9 protein-coding genes are annotated in these 14,944 nt (G+C 73.6%); 5 read left to right on the forward strand and 4 right to left on the reverse strand.

What is annotated here, in order from left to right:
* The first annotated feature begins 6 nt into the window (after window positions 1–6).
* Window positions 7–2,037, forward strand: coding sequence for an NAD-dependent DNA ligase LigA (ligA, locus tag WMF43_RS26015; protein WP_437668643.1), 2,031 nt, complete (start codon window positions 7–9; stop codon window positions 2,035–2,037).
* 15 nt (window positions 2,038–2,052) lie between these two features.
* Here the strand turns inward: ligA and WMF43_RS26020 are convergent, their stop codons facing one another.
* Complete coding sequence (locus WMF43_RS26020; protein ID WP_437668645.1) at window positions 2,053–3,057, reverse strand: DUF2804 domain-containing protein; 1,005 nt, start codon at window positions 3,055–3,057, stop codon at window positions 2,053–2,055.
* A 188-nt stretch (window positions 3,058–3,245) separates the two neighbouring features.
* Here WMF43_RS26020 and pruA point away from each other — a divergent pair, with 188 nt between their 5' ends.
* From pruA to WMF43_RS26035, 3 genes are all read left to right on the forward strand, one after another.
* The gene (pruA, locus tag WMF43_RS26025) at window positions 3,246–4,886 is read left to right on the forward strand and encodes an L-glutamate gamma-semialdehyde dehydrogenase (protein WP_437668647.1); all 1,641 of its coding nucleotides are present in this window, start codon (window positions 3,246–3,248) and stop codon (window positions 4,884–4,886) included.
* A 297-nt stretch (window positions 4,887–5,183) separates the two neighbouring features.
* Window positions 5,184–6,701 carry a PPC domain-containing protein gene (locus WMF43_RS26030; RefSeq protein ID WP_437668648.1) on the forward strand — a complete coding sequence of 506 codons (1,518 nt, stop codon included), beginning with the start codon at window positions 5,184–5,186 and terminating at the stop codon, window positions 6,699–6,701.
* Window positions 6,702–6,837: 136 nt separating this feature from the next.
* Complete coding sequence (locus WMF43_RS26035) at window positions 6,838–8,970, forward strand: M3 family metallopeptidase (protein WP_437668650.1); 2,133 nt, start codon at window positions 6,838–6,840, stop codon at window positions 8,968–8,970.
* 33 nt (window positions 8,971–9,003) lie between these two features.
* On the opposite strand, the gene WMF43_RS26040 is transcribed toward WMF43_RS26035, so the two are convergent.
* Complete coding sequence (locus tag WMF43_RS26040; RefSeq protein ID WP_437668652.1) at window positions 9,004–11,802, reverse strand: tetratricopeptide repeat protein; 2,799 nt, start codon at window positions 11,800–11,802, stop codon at window positions 9,004–9,006.
* 262 nt (window positions 11,803–12,064) lie between these two features.
* Between WMF43_RS26040 and WMF43_RS26045 the strand changes: the two genes are divergently transcribed.
* Entirely contained in the window at window positions 12,065–12,280 is a 216-nt protein-coding gene (locus tag WMF43_RS26045) for a hypothetical protein (RefSeq protein WP_437668654.1), read from the forward strand.
* A 13-nt stretch (window positions 12,281–12,293) separates the two neighbouring features.
* Here WMF43_RS26045 and WMF43_RS26050 read toward each other — a convergent pair whose 3' ends face one another.
* Both WMF43_RS26050 and WMF43_RS26055 read right to left on the reverse strand, forming a co-directional pair.
* Window positions 12,294–13,673, reverse strand: coding sequence for a serine/threonine-protein kinase (locus WMF43_RS26050; protein WP_437668656.1), 1,380 nt, complete (start codon window positions 13,671–13,673; stop codon window positions 12,294–12,296).
* Complete coding sequence (locus WMF43_RS26055; protein ID WP_437668658.1) at window positions 13,670–14,911, reverse strand: FHA domain-containing protein; 1,242 nt, start codon at window positions 14,909–14,911, stop codon at window positions 13,670–13,672. The genes WMF43_RS26050 and WMF43_RS26055 overlap by 4 nt, the downstream gene beginning before the upstream one ends.
* Window positions 14,912–14,944: the final 33 nt, after the last annotated feature.

Consider the following 14,944-nt stretch of genomic DNA (forward strand, 5'->3'; position numbering starts at 1 on the left):
CGACCGATGACGCAGGCACACCACGACGAGGCCGGCGCGCGCAGCGCGCTGCAGGGCGGGCTCGCGACGGATCCGAAGCACAAGGCGCGGATCGACGAGCTGGCAGAGCGCATCGAGAAGTACCGGGCGAGCTACTACGCCGGGCGCCCCGAGATCTCGGACGCGGCGTTCGACGCGCTGGAGGACGAGCTCCGCGCCCTCGACCCCGCGCACCCGGTGCTCGCCCGGGTCGGCTCGGCCTCCCTGATCACGGAGTGGGAGAAGGCGCGGCACGAGATCCCGATGGGATCGCTCAACAAGGTCGTCTCCGAGGACGAGCTGCGCGCCTGGGTCGCCCGCTGCGAGGAGATCCTCGCGAAGGAGACGCCCGCCGCGGCCGACGACGGCGGCGCCGCGCCGCCGGCCGCGACGATCGCGGACGATCTCTTCGTGGCCGAGAAGCTCGACGGCATCTCCATCGAGGTCATCTACCGGGACGGCAAGCTCGCCGACGCCATCACCCGAGGCGACGGCGAGTGGGGCGAGCGGATCACCGCCAACGTCGCCCGGATGAAGGGGGTCCCCGCGCGGATCCGCGAGCGGGGCCGGCTGTCCGTGCGCGGCGAGATCATCCTCCGCCTCTCGGACATGAAGCGCTACTTCCCGGGCGTCACGAGCCCGCGCAACATGGCCGCGGGCGCGTCCAAGCGGTTCGACGGCCAGGGGGCGGAGCACTGCACCGTGCTCTTCTACGACGTCGCCGAGCACCTCGAGATCCCGACGTGCCAGGCGCGCTTCGCCTGGCTGCGCGAGCTCGGCTTCGCGACGCCGCAGACCGCCCACGGCGGCGTCGAGGACGTCGTGAAGCTCTACCGGCGCTACGCGAGCGAGCTCCGCGCCGGCCTCGACTACGAGATCGACGGGCTCGTCGTCTACGTCAACGCGATGCACCTCCAGGGCCTGCTCGGCGACGTCAACCGCCGGCCGCGCGGCGCGGTCGCCTTCAAGTTCGCGTCGCCCGCCAAGGTGACGACCGTCGTGGCGATCCAGTGGGACACCGGACCGAGCGGCCGCGTGACGCCGGTGGCGATCGTCGAACCGGTGGAGCTCGCCGGCGCGAACGTCCGGCGCGCCTCGCTGCACAACGCGGCGAACGTGCGGAGCCTCGGCATCGGCGTGGGCGACGAGGTGCTGGTCTCGCGCCGCAACGACGTCATCCCGTACGTCGAGGAGGTCGTGGAGAAGCGCGGACCCGACGCGGTCCCCCCCTCGGTCTGCCCGGTCTGCAGCGCGCCGCTCGTCGTCGAGGGCGAGTACCTCCTCTGCCGCAACGCCGGGTGCCGCGCCCTCATCGAGGGGCGCATCCACAACTGGATCGACGCGATCGGCGCGCTCGAGTGGGGCGACAAGCTCATCGAGCAGGTGGTCGCCGCGAGGCTCGTCCGGGAGCCGCTCGATCTGTACAAGCTCTCGGTCAAGGACATCGCCGACCTCGATCGGCGCGGGGAGAAGAGCGCAACGAAGTGCCTCGATCAGCTGAAGAGCCGGCTGCCGCTCGCGCTGCCGACCTTCCTCGCGGCGCTCGGCATCGAGGGGTTCGCGATCCAGACCGCGCGGCTGCTCGTGTCGGCCGGGTACAACACCATCGAGAAGGTGCTCGCCGCCCGCGAGGACGAGCTCGCCGGCATCCCGGGGCTCGGCGCGATCAAGGCGGCGAGCATCGTCCGCGGGCTGCGCGCCCGCAGCGACGAGGTCGCGCGGCTGCTCGCGGGGGGCATCGTCCCGGTCGCGCCCGAGGCGGAAGGTCCGCTCGCGGGGCTCACGTTCTGCTTCACCGGCTCGGCGTCCCGCCCCCGCGGCGAGCTCACCCACCTCGTCGAGTCGAACGGCGGGCGGGTGCTGAACTCCGTCACGAAGGAGCTCAATTACCTGGTCCTCGCCGACGTGGCGTCCGCGTCGAGCAAGGCGGTGAAGGCGCGCAAGTACGGCACGAAGCTCATCACCGAGGACGACCTCGAGAAGCTCATCGCCGAACGCCGCGGCGGCGCACCGGGCTAGACAGGAGCCGGAGCTCTACCAGGTGATGTCCTGGTGCTCCGTCACCCCGAGCACGTCCTGGAGCTCCAGGGTCCTCCCGTCCGGGAGGCGGATCGTGCCCGTGTAGAGGCCGATCGGCTGCATGAACTCCGACGAGATCACGCCGAGGTTCGTGTGGTGCGAGTGCGCCGCGCCGGGGACGAACCGGAGATCCACGGCGCCGTCCGCGGTTTGCACGCGCCACGGGTCGAGCGGCCGCTCCGCGTCGAAGGTCAGCCGTCCCTCGTCGAGCGGGATGAGCTCGCTCTCGACCCAGAGCGCGCACTCGGCCTCGCCGATGAACCCTTCGCCCAGGTTCATGCCGACGCGCTCGCCGCTCTCCGCCCGCCCGAGCGCCAGGGCCCAGCGCCAGGTGGTGCGGCGCGGCATGAGGCCGTTCGTGTAGTCGTAGCTGGCGAGCGCTCCGTCGAGCGAGACGCGACGACCGAGCACCGTCACCTCCCCTTCGACGCCGAGCAGCTGCCGCTTCTCGGTCGTGAGCAGGAGCCCGCCCGGCATCGGCGCGATCACCGAGAGGGCTGGAGGGGCCACGCGGCTGTCCAGCCGCGCGCGGACATCGAGGCCGCGGAACGCGGCCGTCAACGCGATCGTCGTTTCCCCGCGCGGGCGCTCGATGCGCACGCGCGCGAACGGCAGCCACGCCGAGGCAGCGCTGCCTTCCCCGCCGACGTCGCCCACGCTCGCCGCGAAGGGAGGGCCGAACGCGAAGCGGTCGACGAGCAATCGCCGGCCTGCCTTGTCGAGCACGACGCCCATCGCCATCACGAGGTAGCCGAGGTGGGCGACGCCGACAGCAATGAAGAGCTCGTCCGACGCGATCGCCACGTACGTCCACCGCTTCTGCCGGAGCAGCCGGTCGAGGCCGCGCGGCGCGAGCGGCGTCATGTCGACGCGAGGCAGCTCGCCCCGGTAAGAGCCGACGCGCGCTGCGCCCGTGGACGGATCGAAGATCACATCGGGCGGCGTGAGGATCTCGCGCATCTCGCCAGGGTAGCGTCGACGTGGCCGCCGCCCAAGGCAGGCTGCTCCTGAAAGCCGACATCCTTGCGATGGCGCAAACGAAGGAGGCAACGCCGGCGCGGTGCGCGCGGCCTCAGCGCGCCGAAAACGACGGCGCAGCGCGGCGCCGGAGCGCTGCGCGCCGTCGGGTCCCCCGCTAGACTCGCGTCATGATCGACGCCATCGCCACGCCGCCGCCCCCCCAGAACGAGCCTGTCCTCGCGTACGCCCCTGGCACGCCGGAGCGCGCGGCCCTCAAGGCGGAGCTCGAGCGCAAGGCGCGGGAGACGATCGAGATCCCGATGATCATCGACGGCGAGGCGGTCCGGACCGGCGCGCTCGACGAGGTCCGCGCGCCGCACCGGCGCGATCTGCTGCTCGCCCGCGCCCACCAGGGCGGCGCCGAGCACGTGGCGCGCGCGATCGAGGCCGCGCGGCGGGCGCACCCCGCCTGGTCGCGGACGCCGTGGACCGCGCGCGCCGCCGTGTTCCTGAAGGCGGCCGAGCTGCTCGCGACGCGGTACCGCCCCGCGCTCAACGCGGCGACGATGCTCGGGCAGAGCAAGACGGCGTTCCAGGCGGAGATCGACTCGGCCTGCGAGCTCATCGATTTCTTTCGCTACAACGTCCACTTCGCCCACCGGATCGCCGCGGAGCAGCCGGCGAGCGCGCCGGGCACCTGGAACTTCGCCGAGCCTCGCCCGCTGGAGGGCTTCGTCTTCGCGGCGACCCCGTTCAACTTCACCGCGATCGCGGCGAACCTGCCCGCGGCCCCGGCGCTGATGGGCAACACCGTCGTCTGGAAGCCGTCGGCGAACGCGCTGTACTCCGCGCACTTCGTGATGGAGCTCTTGATCGAGGCGGGCCTCCCGCGCGGCGTCATCAACCTCGTCATGGGTCCGCCGGAGCTCGTCTCGAACGCCTGCGTCGATCACCCGGACTTCGCCGGCATCCACTTCACCGGCTCGACCGCGGTCTTCCAGTCGATCTGGCGCCGCATCGGGGAGAACATCGGGCGCTACCGGAGCTACCCGCGCATCGTGGGCGAGACCGGCGGCAAGGACTTCGTCTTCGCGCACGCGAGCGCGGACGTCGACGCGCTCGCGGTGGCGCTCGTGCGGGGGGCGTACGAGTACCAGGGGCAGAAGTGCTCGGCCGCGTCGCGCGCGTACATCCCCCGCTCGATCTGGCCGGCGCTGAGGGACCGGCTCGCGGGCCACATCCAGGCGATCCGCATGGGGGACGTCGCCGACTTCCGCAACTTCATGGGCGCGGTGATCGACGGGCGCGCGCACGCCCGGCTCACGGATCGGATCGCCGCGGCGAAGAAGGATCCGGCGTGCTCGCTCGTCTGCGGCGGCGGCGGGCGCGCGCACGACGGGAGCGACGGCTGGTTCGTCGAGCCGACGCTCATCGAGACCGCCGATCCGCGCCACGCCCTGATGACGGAGGAGCTGTTCGGGCCGGTGCTCACGGTCTGGGTCTACCCGGACGGCGAGGAGCAAAAGGCGCTCGCGGTCTGCGACGAGACGTCGCCGTACGGCCTCACGGGCGCGGTGTTCGCCCGCGATCGGGCGTTCATCGAGGCGGCGGGCGACGCGCTCCGCTTCGCGGCGGGGAACTTCTACATCAACGACAAGCCGACCGGCGCCGTCGTCGGGCAGCAGCCGTTCGGCGGCGCGCGCGGATCCGGCACGAACGACAAGGCGGGCAGCCTGTTCAACCTGCTGCGGTGGGTCTCGCCGCGGGTCGTGAAGGAGACGTTCGCGCCGCCGCGCGCGGTCGCCTACCCGTTCATGGCCGCGGAGTAGAGCGCGCGGCGAAGCGCGCCATCGCCGCCGCGCACCTCAGCGCGGCAGCGACGCGAGGACGTCGGAACCGCGGGCCCGCTTGAGGGGTGGCGCCCGAGGGCGTCTTGCTCCCGTGCAGCCTTGCCGGCGCCGCTGAAGAGCCCGCAATGAAGACGGGCCGTGTAGTCAAGTGGACAACACGAACCTACCCGACGAAATCGTGCCGGTCCTTGTCCTACGAGGTCCAACAGTGTAGGCGTACAATTCCTTCACGGAAACGACGAGGGACCACAGAACGCAGCAAGCGTTGGAGGTGCCATGAGGTCGATGTACTTGTTGGGTCTTGTTGTAATCGGCACGGTCGCGGCAACTGCTGCGGGTTGCGGTGGGGATGACGAGGGCAGCGGCGGAGACGGGGGCGCCGGCGGGGCCGGAGGGGCCACGAGCTCGTCGACCACCTCGAGCACGAGCGTCGTCGCCACCACCTCGTCCGCGGGCGGGGAAGGCGACGAGAACAACAGCATCGAGACGGCTGAGGACATCGACTTCGCCGCCTGGGTGGATGCGACGCTCGAGCCGGTCGATGCGGACCAGGACTTCTACCGCTTCAGCGGGACCAAAGGGCAAATCCTGGCCATCGAAACTGACGCGAAGCCGGATGACGACCCGAGCGATCCGACGTACCCCGATCTGGTCGTCACGCTGCTCGACGCCGAGGGCACCCAGCTCGCCCAGAACGACGACCAGACCCCGGGAGTTATCAACGACAGCCTCCTGTACACCGTCCTCCCCGCGGATGGCGATTACTACCTCCGCCTGGAGGAGTGCACCTCTGCGTTCGGCACGCAGGGATGCGCTTCCGCGGACGAGATCCTCGATTTCGACTACAGCGTGCGCATCTTCACGGTCAATGTGGGGGCCGACGAAGAGGACAGCCTCGTCGGAGAGACAGAGCCCAACGACGACGCGGAGCAGGCTGGCGCGCTGGGCTACGACTCCACGGTCGAGAACCAGCAGACCGTGTACTACAGGACGTTCGTGTTCGGCGGCTTCGAGAGCGCGACGGACGTCGACGTCTACTCGTTTACCCTGCCGGAGACCCCCCCCGCCGCGAGCGGGCTCAAGGCCCGGTTCGAGGTCTACGGCCCGACCGGACCGGACGGCAACGGCTCCACGGTCGACGTCAGCGAGGTCGCCGTCTTCAGCGCGGCCGACCTGACCACCGCCTACGCGAAGGTCGACGCCTCGAAGGGCGGCGACATCGAGGTCCCGGTCCAGATCGGGGAGGAAGGGAAGTACTTCGTCTTCGTCAAGCGCGCGCCGGGGGACGTCGGCGCGAACGACTTCTACATCCTGCTCCACAACCGCGTGGAGTCGCAGGGCGCGGAGAGCGAGGACGTGGCCAACAACGACGCCGCGACGCCGGAAGGCGACCTGGCCTCCTTCGAGAACCAAGGGCGCGGTACGAGCTACGTGGTGGACGGGCAGCTCGTCACAGACGGGGACACCCCGGATGTCGACTTCTACGAGATCCCGCTGCCCGAGAACGTCGAGGCGGGCTGGACGGTCTCCGCCTTCTGCGGGGCGCAGCGCCACGGCTCCGGGCTCCGCGAGCTCAAGGTCGAGCTGCTGAACGGCGACGGCACGGAGATCGGCGCCGATTACACGTCCACCGAGAGCGATACGGAGGAGGCGCTGATCGACGGGCTCGCGCTCCCGGCGACCGTCGCGGAGAACAGGCTGCTCGCCAAGGTGTCGTCCGGCACGCCCGCCGAGGATGTGACGAGCCGCAGCTACAACTGCCTCTTCGCCTACCTGCCGCCGCAGACGAACTGAAGATCTCGCCCCGCCGGCGCCCGCGCCGAATCGAGGCGCTGGCGCCGCGGCGCGCCGCGATCTCCTCGCGGATCGTCGCTGCCGACGGCGACTCCCGCCCGAGCTTCCCGGTGCCCCGTGGTATAGCCGGAGCGCCATGAGGGTCGGCTTCACGCCCGCGCGCACCGGGCTCCTCTCGCTCCTCCTCCTCTCCTGCAGCGCGGGCGCCCCGAGCGGGCCAGCCTCCCCTGCCCCCGCGCTCGGCAGCGCCGCGCCGGCGCCGGCGCCCCCCGCGACGGCGACGCCGCCGGCGGAGCCCCCGGCGCGCGCGGAGTTCGATCCCGTGGCGCTGGGGAGCACCGTGAGCGGGGTGAAGCAGCTCTGTGACGATCACCTGCGCGCGGCGGAGGAGCACCTCGGCGCGATCAAGGCGCTGAAGGGGGCGCCGCCGGAGCAGCTCACCTACGCCGCCACCCTCGGGCGGTTCGACAGCGCGGTGCTCGAGGTGAACAGCGCCGGCGACTTCCCCTACCTGATGGGCGTCGCCCACCCCGACGCGGCCGTGCGCGAGGCCGCGAGGCTCTGCGAGCCGAAGGTCGACCGGTTCACCACCGCGATGTGGCTGGACGGCGATCTCGCCGCCGTCATCAAGGCGTACGCCGACAAGGGCGACGCCCTGCAAGGAGAGCGCGCCCGGCTCCTCGCCGACGTGCTCCGCGACTTCCGCCGCAACGGGCTCTCGCTCCCGAAGGACCGACAGGAGCGCCTGCGCGACCTGAACGAGCAGATCACCCGGATCGGACAGGAGTTCATGGCGAACCTGTCCGCGTCGACCGGCGCGATCGAGATCGCGCCCGCCTCGCTCGAGGGCCTGCCCAAGGAGTACGCGGCGAAGCACCCGCCCAAGGCGAACGGCAAGGTCGAGATCACGACCGACTACCCCGACTTCTTCCCGTTCGTCACCTACGCGAAGGACCGCAAGGCCGCGCTCGAGCTCTTCGTCCTGTTCACGAACCGCGGCGGCGAGAAGAACCTGAAGCTGCTCGATCGGCTGCTCGCGCTCCGCTCCGAGAAGGCGAAGCTGCTCGGCTACAAGAGCTGGGCCGACTACGCGATCGAGCCGCGGATGGCCAAGGCGAGCGGCGCCGTGCGCGCGTTCCTCGATCAGGTCAGGGCCGCGCTGAAGGAGCCCGCCAGGGCCGAGTTCGCGGAGCTCATGAAGGAGCACGTGCGGCTCGGAGGCAAGCCGACGGACAAGCTCCCGCCCTCCGAGCGCTACTACCTGGAGGACCGCGTCCGCGCGTCGAAGTACCAGTTCAGCTCGCAGGCGCTCTCGGACTACCTCGAGATCGGCGCGGTGAAGCGGGGGCTCATGGACATCACCGCGCGGATGTACGGCCTCGAGTACCAGGAGGTGCCCGCGGACGCCTGGCACCCCGACGTGACCGCGCACGAGGTGCGCTCCGGCGGCAAGGTGATCGGGAAGTTCTACCTCGACCTCTACAGCCGGCCCGACAAGTACAAACACGCGGCGATGTTCGGGGTGCGGACGGCGAAGCGGCTCGACGACGGGTCGTGGCAGACGCCGGTCGCGGCGCTCGAGTGCAACTTCCCGAAGCCCGGGGCGCAGCCGGCGCTCATGTCCCACGAGGACGTGGTGACCTTCTTCCACGAGTTCGGGCACGTGCTGCACCACCTGCTCACGCGCTCGGAGCTGGCCTCCTACTCGGGGACCGCGACCGTGCGCGACTTCGTCGAGGCGCCGAGCCAGATGTTCGAGGAGTGGGCGTGGTCGCGCGAGGTGCTCGACCTGTTCGCGAAGCACCACGCGACGGGCGAGAAGATCCCGGACGATCTCTTCCAGGCGATGACCCGGGCGCGCAGCTTCGGGCGGGCGCTCGCGACGCAGCGGCAGCTCACGCTCGCGTCGATCGATCTGGAGCTCCACGCCCGCGACCCGGGCCTCGACACGACCCAGGTCGTGGAGCAGGCGCAGCGCGCCAACGAGTCGTTCACCTTCGTGAAGGGGACGCACCTCCAGTCGAGCTTCGGGCACCTCATCACCTACGACGCGGGCTACTACGGCTACCAGTGGGCGCTGTCGCTCTCGCGCGACGTGCTCACCCGCTTCAAGCAGGAAGGGCTCCTGAACCCCGCCGTCGCGCGCGACTTCCGCGAGGAGGTGCTCGCCAAGGGCGGCGGCGTCGAGGCGAGCGAGCTCGTCGCCCGCTTCCTCGGCCGCCCGCCGAGCCACGCCGCCTACCTCGCTTACCTCCAGGGCAAGGACTGAGCGGGCCGGACGGGGCCTCCCCCGGAGGCTCCGCTACGGCTCGATCGCGACGCCGAGCTCCTCGCGGAGGGCGTGGTAGGCGTCCGAGACCGTGAACGAGAGGAGGTCGCCGACCTTCTCCTCCGCCGTCAGCACGCCCGGCGCGTCCGCGCGCGAGAGCGACGACGCCGCGACCGAGAGGTCGCCGGTGAGCAGGTAGCCGACCCGGGCGGCGCACCGCTCGACCGAGCCCACCCAGTGGGCGAGATCGAGGGGCGCGCGGATCTCGTAGAGCTCGAAGACCGAGGCCTCGAGCGCGTCGCGCTCGCCGTCGGTCAGGCGCTCGTCGAGCAGGGGCATCAGCGCGAGCACGGCGGCCTCGAGCTCGGCGGGGACAGGCTCCGAGGGGCGCGCCAGCTTGACGGCCGCGGCCAGGCAGACGCCGAGCTCCTCGAGCGTGGGGAAGTAGAGCAGCAGGCGGTGCGAGCCGACGTGGTACGCGACGTGGCTGCCCACCAGGAACGCGAGCTCGGCGGCCGTGCGGCCGCGGAGCGCCTCGCCGCCGACGAGGACGCTCGGCTCCTCCACCAGCACCGCGGCGACCCCGATCGGCGCGTCCTTGCGGAGATAGACCGCCGGCGCGGGCATCCCGAGGCACCGGCTGGCCCAGGAGAACAGCCGCACGACGCCCGCCGCGTTCCGCTCGGCGTCCGCGCGCGCCGCGGGATCGAGCTGCGGGAGCTTCCTCTCTCGCGCGCGCTGGGCCAGCCGCGCGCGGATCGCGGCGCCGGCGACCGACGCGAGCACCTCCTCGAGCGCGCGATCGCGATCGGCCGCGCGGAGGAGCTCCCACGACGCGGGGCTCACCGCGCGCGCGGGCTGCACGACGCCCGCCGGCCGGTGCTCCTCGAAGACGAAGCGCTCACGCGCCTCGGCCGCGCCGAGGTACACGGCCACGCTCGCGGCCGCCCACGACTGGTCGGGGCGCCGGAGCTTCTGGAACGTGTCGAACAGGTCGTGGAACACCTGCACGTTGCCGGGATCCAGCACCGCCGCGGCCTGGAGGTGCGCGGCCGCGCGCTCGAACCGCCCCGCGCTCCGCGCGAGCGACGCCGCGCTGAGCCGCCCCGGGATGTCGTCCGGGCGCTCGGCCACGGCGCCCTCGAACGCGTCCAGCGCGGAGCCCGGATCCTCGAGGTGGTCGCGGAAGAGCAGGCCGAGGCGGCGGCAGACCTCCCAGGTGACATCGCTCCGCGTGCGCGGGTCCGCGATGCGCTGCGCCCGGTCGAGCATGCGCCGGTACACGAGCTCGAGCTCGCCCCACTCCTGCCGCGCGGCCAGCAGGATCGCGATGAGGGCGAGCGGATCGAGCAGCGTGGGGTCGGCGTCGAGCGCTCGCTCGAGCAGGTCGATGCCGGTCTGCTCCCGCGTGATCTCGCTCAAGGTCGCGCGCGCCTCGCCCTGCATCATCGCGCGCGCGAGCTCCAGGAGCGATTGCGCCTTCTGACGTGGATCCTCCACGAGATCGACGAGGCGGCGGCGCACGTCGAGCGCCGCGTCGACGTCCCCAGCCGCCCCGTACAGCCGGTCGAGGCCGCGCAGGACGGCCGCGTCGTCGGGGCGGAGCTCGCGCGCGCGCTCGAGCACCTCGCGCGCGCGCCCCGGATCCCCGGCGATGACCTCCCAGCGCTCGGCGTACTGGACGAGCAGCACGAACCGGTCGTCGTCGCCCTCGACGCGCGAGAGCAGCCGCTCCTCGGCGGTGCGCAGGGCGGCGAAGTCGCGCTCGGCGAGGTGGAGCTCGACCAGCGCCTCGAGCGCGGGCCGGTGCTCGGGCGCGAGCGACAGCGCCTTCTCGAAGCTCGCGATCGCGTCGCGGCGCTTCTCCTGGCGCCACCGCGCGTACCCGATGCGCAGGTGCACCTCCGCGCGCGCGTCCCGGTGCGCGGCGCCCACGAGCGCGAGCGCCTTCTTGTACGCCGTCAGCGCCCCCTCCAGGTCCCAGGCGGCGGCGAGCGTGTCGCCGGCCGCGAGGTACTGCGCGACGGGGTCGTCCGGCGCGGGCGCCGGCGTGGTGGCCATCTCCGCCTCGCCCGAGGCCTCGCTCGGCGGCGCCTCGGCGTCCGACGAGGACGCGCCGGCGCCGCCGTCGCGCGGGGCGAGCACCGCGACGGCGCCCCGCCCGCGCACGCGCGCGAAGCACGGGATGGCGCCGGCGAGCTCGGGGCTCCCCTCGACGCGGCGGAAGATCGCCGCCGCGGTGAGGCCGCGCTCCGGCTCGACCTCGTCGAGGTGCTCGACGAAGGCGCGGGTGAACACCGACGGCACCTCGCTGCCGACCTCTCCGATCGGGTGGGCCGCCACGAGGAGCTCGATCCCCGTCCCCTCGGACGCCACCGCCCGCTCCGCGGCGGCGACCACGTCGCGCGACGCCACCCCGGGCCCGTGGTGGCCCTCGATCACGAAGAGCACCGCGCCGCGGGCGCGATCGCGGAACACCGAAGCGATGTCGCCCAGCGCGTCGCCCATGCCGGGGTTCTCGGGATCGAGGCAGAGGAAGAGCTCTCCTTCGGGCGACAGCGCGACGGCGCTGGAGGCATAGAAGAGGAACAGGGAGGACGCCTCGTCGCGGGCGGCTTCGTCCGCGTCGACCAGGGTCTTCCTCGTCGCCGTGAGCTCGTCGAACAGCGCGTCGAGCTGCTCCGCGAGATCCCGCGCAGGATCGACGTCGACCACCCGGAAGCCCGCGTCGTCGAGCGAGAGGCGGGCCCGGATGAGGTCACCGTCCAGCGAGCCCGGCGCCGGCCTCTGATCGCGGTGAAAGCCGGGCGTGGCGACGATCGCCAGGCGCATCAGATCGCCCTCTCCTCATTGCCTGCGCGCATGTAGGTGAGCAATCTATCAGGGCCGCGCCCGAAGCGAAGCGGGTTGCCGCCCTGCGCGCGACGCCGCCTCGGGTAAGGTCCCCTGCGCGACGTATCACTCCGGGAGAGAAATACCGATGAGCGAAGGCAGGGGTGGTTGGTGGACGGAAGCGCTAGGGCGCTACCGCAGAGCTCGCGCCGCCGGACGCGGGCGCTCGAGGGGCGCGCCCGCCGCGGCGCTCGCGCTGGCGGTGGCCCTCGGATCCGGGTGCGGCGGCGTGTGCGACGAGGCGGAGGATCACATGGAGGAGTGCGGCTACCACGGCAGCGGCCTCTCGGACGAGGCGGCGTGCGAGGGCGCCGCCCGGTGCGCCTCCGCGTGCGCCGCGGAGGTCCCCTGCGGCGCGTTCGACGGGACCGACCAGGCCGCGTTCGAGCGCTACATGAAGTGCTTAGATACCTGCTGAGCCGGCGCGGCGCTCAGCAGGCGGCGCGGACGAGCGCGGCGCCGTCCTGGGGCCGCTCGTGGTCCGGGCCGAGGCACCGCAGCGACAGCTCCTTCCAGGGGGAGAGGTCCTCGGCCCCGACCGGCTCGAGGCGCACGAGGACGTCCTCGAGCACGCGGCCGTAACCGTAGACGTCGTCGCGCGGATCGCTCGGGCGGCCCGCGAGCCGCTCCGGGGACACGTACCCCGGGCTGCCGCCGGCGGACGGCGCGCCGAGCGGCCTCGCCAGCCCGAAGTCGGTGAGCACGGGCTCGCCGAGCTCGCGCAGGAGCACGTTGGCCGGCTTGACGTCGGCGTGGACGTAGCCGCGCTCGTGGATGCGGGCGAGCGCGCGCGCGAGCGGCCGCGCCCACCGCGCGATCGGCGCGAGCGCCGCGGCGTCGCCGGAGCGGAGCACGTCCCGCACGGAGCCGCGTGGGATCCACTCGAGCGCGATCCACCCCTCGTCCGGGTCGGCGTCGAACACGCGCACGATGCCCGGGCCCGCGAGCGCCGCGGCGAGCCGCGCCTCGCGCGTGAGGTGCGACCGGTCGCCGCCCCGCCCGTGGTAGACCTTGAACCCGACGCGCCGGCCGAGCACGTCGTCCTCGGCCTCGTACACGACGCCGGCGCCGCCGCGCGCCACCTCGCGGAGCAGGCGGAACGGGCTCCGGGCCGCCGAGGGCGCGACGACGGTCACGTCGTCCGAGCGGGGCGCGGCCGGCCGCTCCGCGCCGAGCGCCGCCCGCCACCGCTGGTGGCGTTCGCGCGCGCCGGGCGCGCCGATCTCGCGGACGAGGACCCGCTCGATCGCGCCGAGCGCCCGCGGGAGCTGCCCCATCGCGGCGTAGAGGTCGGCCGCGAGGACGAGCCCCGCGGTCGACGACACCGGCTGCGCGCGCGCCGCGCGCGGTCCGCTCACGGCATCGCGCAGCGCGGCGCCCTCGAGCACGCGCAGCGCGCCCTGCTCGTCGCCCCGGGCCGCGAGCAGATCCGCGCACGCCACCCGGACCGGATCCGGGAGCACCCGCTCCTCCATGGCCGCGACGAGCTGCGCCACCGCGTCCGCCTCCCGCAGCGTCCCGCGCGCGCGCCGGAGGATCGCGATCACCTCGTCCGTCGTGGGGCCGGCCCGCGTCCCCGCGCTCCGCAGCCGCGCGACGTCGTCGCCGGCGTCACCGCCGCGCGGCGCGGGCCGGGCGCGCGGGGGCGCGCTCGCGCCGGCGGCCGCGCGCGCGCCCCCGGCCGCCCGCCCGCGCTCGCCTGCGGGCGGCGCGACGTCGTCGCCGGCGCCGCCGCCGCTGCGGCTCGACGGCGCGCCGCCCGGCGCCTTCGCGCCGCCGAGGCGCTCCCTGAGCCGCCGCCACAGGCTCACGCGGGCCCGCCCTCCTTCGGGCGGTCGGGCGGGCGGCCGGGCGGCCGACCCGCCGGCGCCCGGTCCGCGGCCGGCAGCCGGAAGACCGCCGTCCCCCCGCGCGTCGCGGCGACCGCGTCGCCGGCGCAGAGCTCGACCGACGCGGCGAGCTGGTAGTCGCCGAGGAACGGCGGCGGCGCCCCCGGCGGCGTCTTCAGCACGACGAACGCCGAGGCGCCGGCCCGGTCGAGGCCGATCCGCCACGGGCCGACCGGCAGGTCGCCGAGCGGGGCCACGAGGCGCTCGCCCGCGATCTCCACGACGCAGCCGCGCTCCTCCCCGGGCGCGATCGCGCACGGCACCTCGCCGCCGAGCAGGATCTGCACCCCGCGGCCCACCGGCAGCGGCGCCGTGAGCCGCGCGCCCGCCAGCGTGGTGCCGTTGCGCGTCCCGAGATCCTCGACCTCGACCCCGGACGGGCCGCGCCGGATCCGCACGTGGATCCTGCTGACGGCGCGGGACGCGACCGCGATCGTCGCCTCGCCCCGGCCGATCGTGACCTCCTCGCCGAGCGCGCAGCGCAGGAGGGCGCCGCCCTGCTCGATCGAGACGATCGGCCCCGCGAGGAGCCGCGCGCGCAGGCCGCGCAGCGCGTCGGCCACCTGCTCGCTGTCGCGGTTCTCGGCCATCCACGCCTCGGCCACCGAGATCGCCTCGCGGCGCTCCGCCATCCGGTCGAGATCCGCGATCCGCCGCAGCGCCACGTCGAGCGCGCGCTGGCTCCGCTCGGCGGTCATCGAGGCGCGGAGCCGCTCCTCGAGCCGGTCGATCGCGCCCGCCGCGGCGAGCACGCGCGCCTCCGACTCGGCGTCGCCCAGGAGCGCGTACGCGTCCGCCGCCCGCTCGAGCTCGCCCGCCGCCTCGAGCTCGCGCGCGACCGCCAGCACCTCGCCCCGCATCACGCTCGCCCCCCGCGCGCGGACCAGATCGAACGCGAGCAGCGCCTTGCGCCCGAGCGCGGCGCGCCGGAGCTCGGGGCTCTCGGCCGTACGGGACGCCGAGGCGCAGAAGGCGATCCGCTTCTCGACGCTCCGCTCCGCGTCGGCGCGGAGCAGGAGCACCCGGGCCGCGTCGTCCGGCATCCCGGCCTCCAGGTACAGCTCGACCGCCCCTGCGAGATCGCCGGCGAGCTCCTTGGCCTCTGCCGCCCTGCGTCGGCCGTCCCCGCGCTTGAGCCCGAACCACTCAAAGAGACTCACGCCACGCCATCCTCGCCATCCGACATCCTACCC

It is taken from the genome of Sorangium sp. So ce131, from assembly GCF_051519095.1.
Taxonomy (GTDB): Bacteria; Myxococcota_A; Polyangia; order Polyangiales; family Polyangiaceae; genus Sorangium.

Bases quoted from the DNA above. Each gene is read 5' to 3' on its own strand.
- ligA (WP_437668643.1), top strand. From the start codon at position 7: ATGACGCAGGCACACCACGACGAGGCCGGCGCGCGCAGCGCGCTGCAG.
- WMF43_RS26020 (WP_437668645.1), bottom strand. From the start codon at position 3,057: ATGCGCGAGATCCTCACGCCGCCCGATGTGATCTTCGATCCGTCCACG.
- pruA (WP_437668647.1), top strand. From the start codon at position 3,246: ATGATCGACGCCATCGCCACGCCGCCGCCCCCCCAGAACGAGCCTGTC.
- WMF43_RS26030 (WP_437668648.1), top strand. From the start codon at position 5,184: ATGAGGTCGATGTACTTGTTGGGTCTTGTTGTAATCGGCACGGTCGCG.
- WMF43_RS26035 (WP_437668650.1), top strand. From the start codon at position 6,838: ATGAGGGTCGGCTTCACGCCCGCGCGCACCGGGCTCCTCTCGCTCCTC.
- WMF43_RS26040 (WP_437668652.1), bottom strand. From the start codon at position 11,802: ATGCGCCTGGCGATCGTCGCCACGCCCGGCTTTCACCGCGATCAGAGG.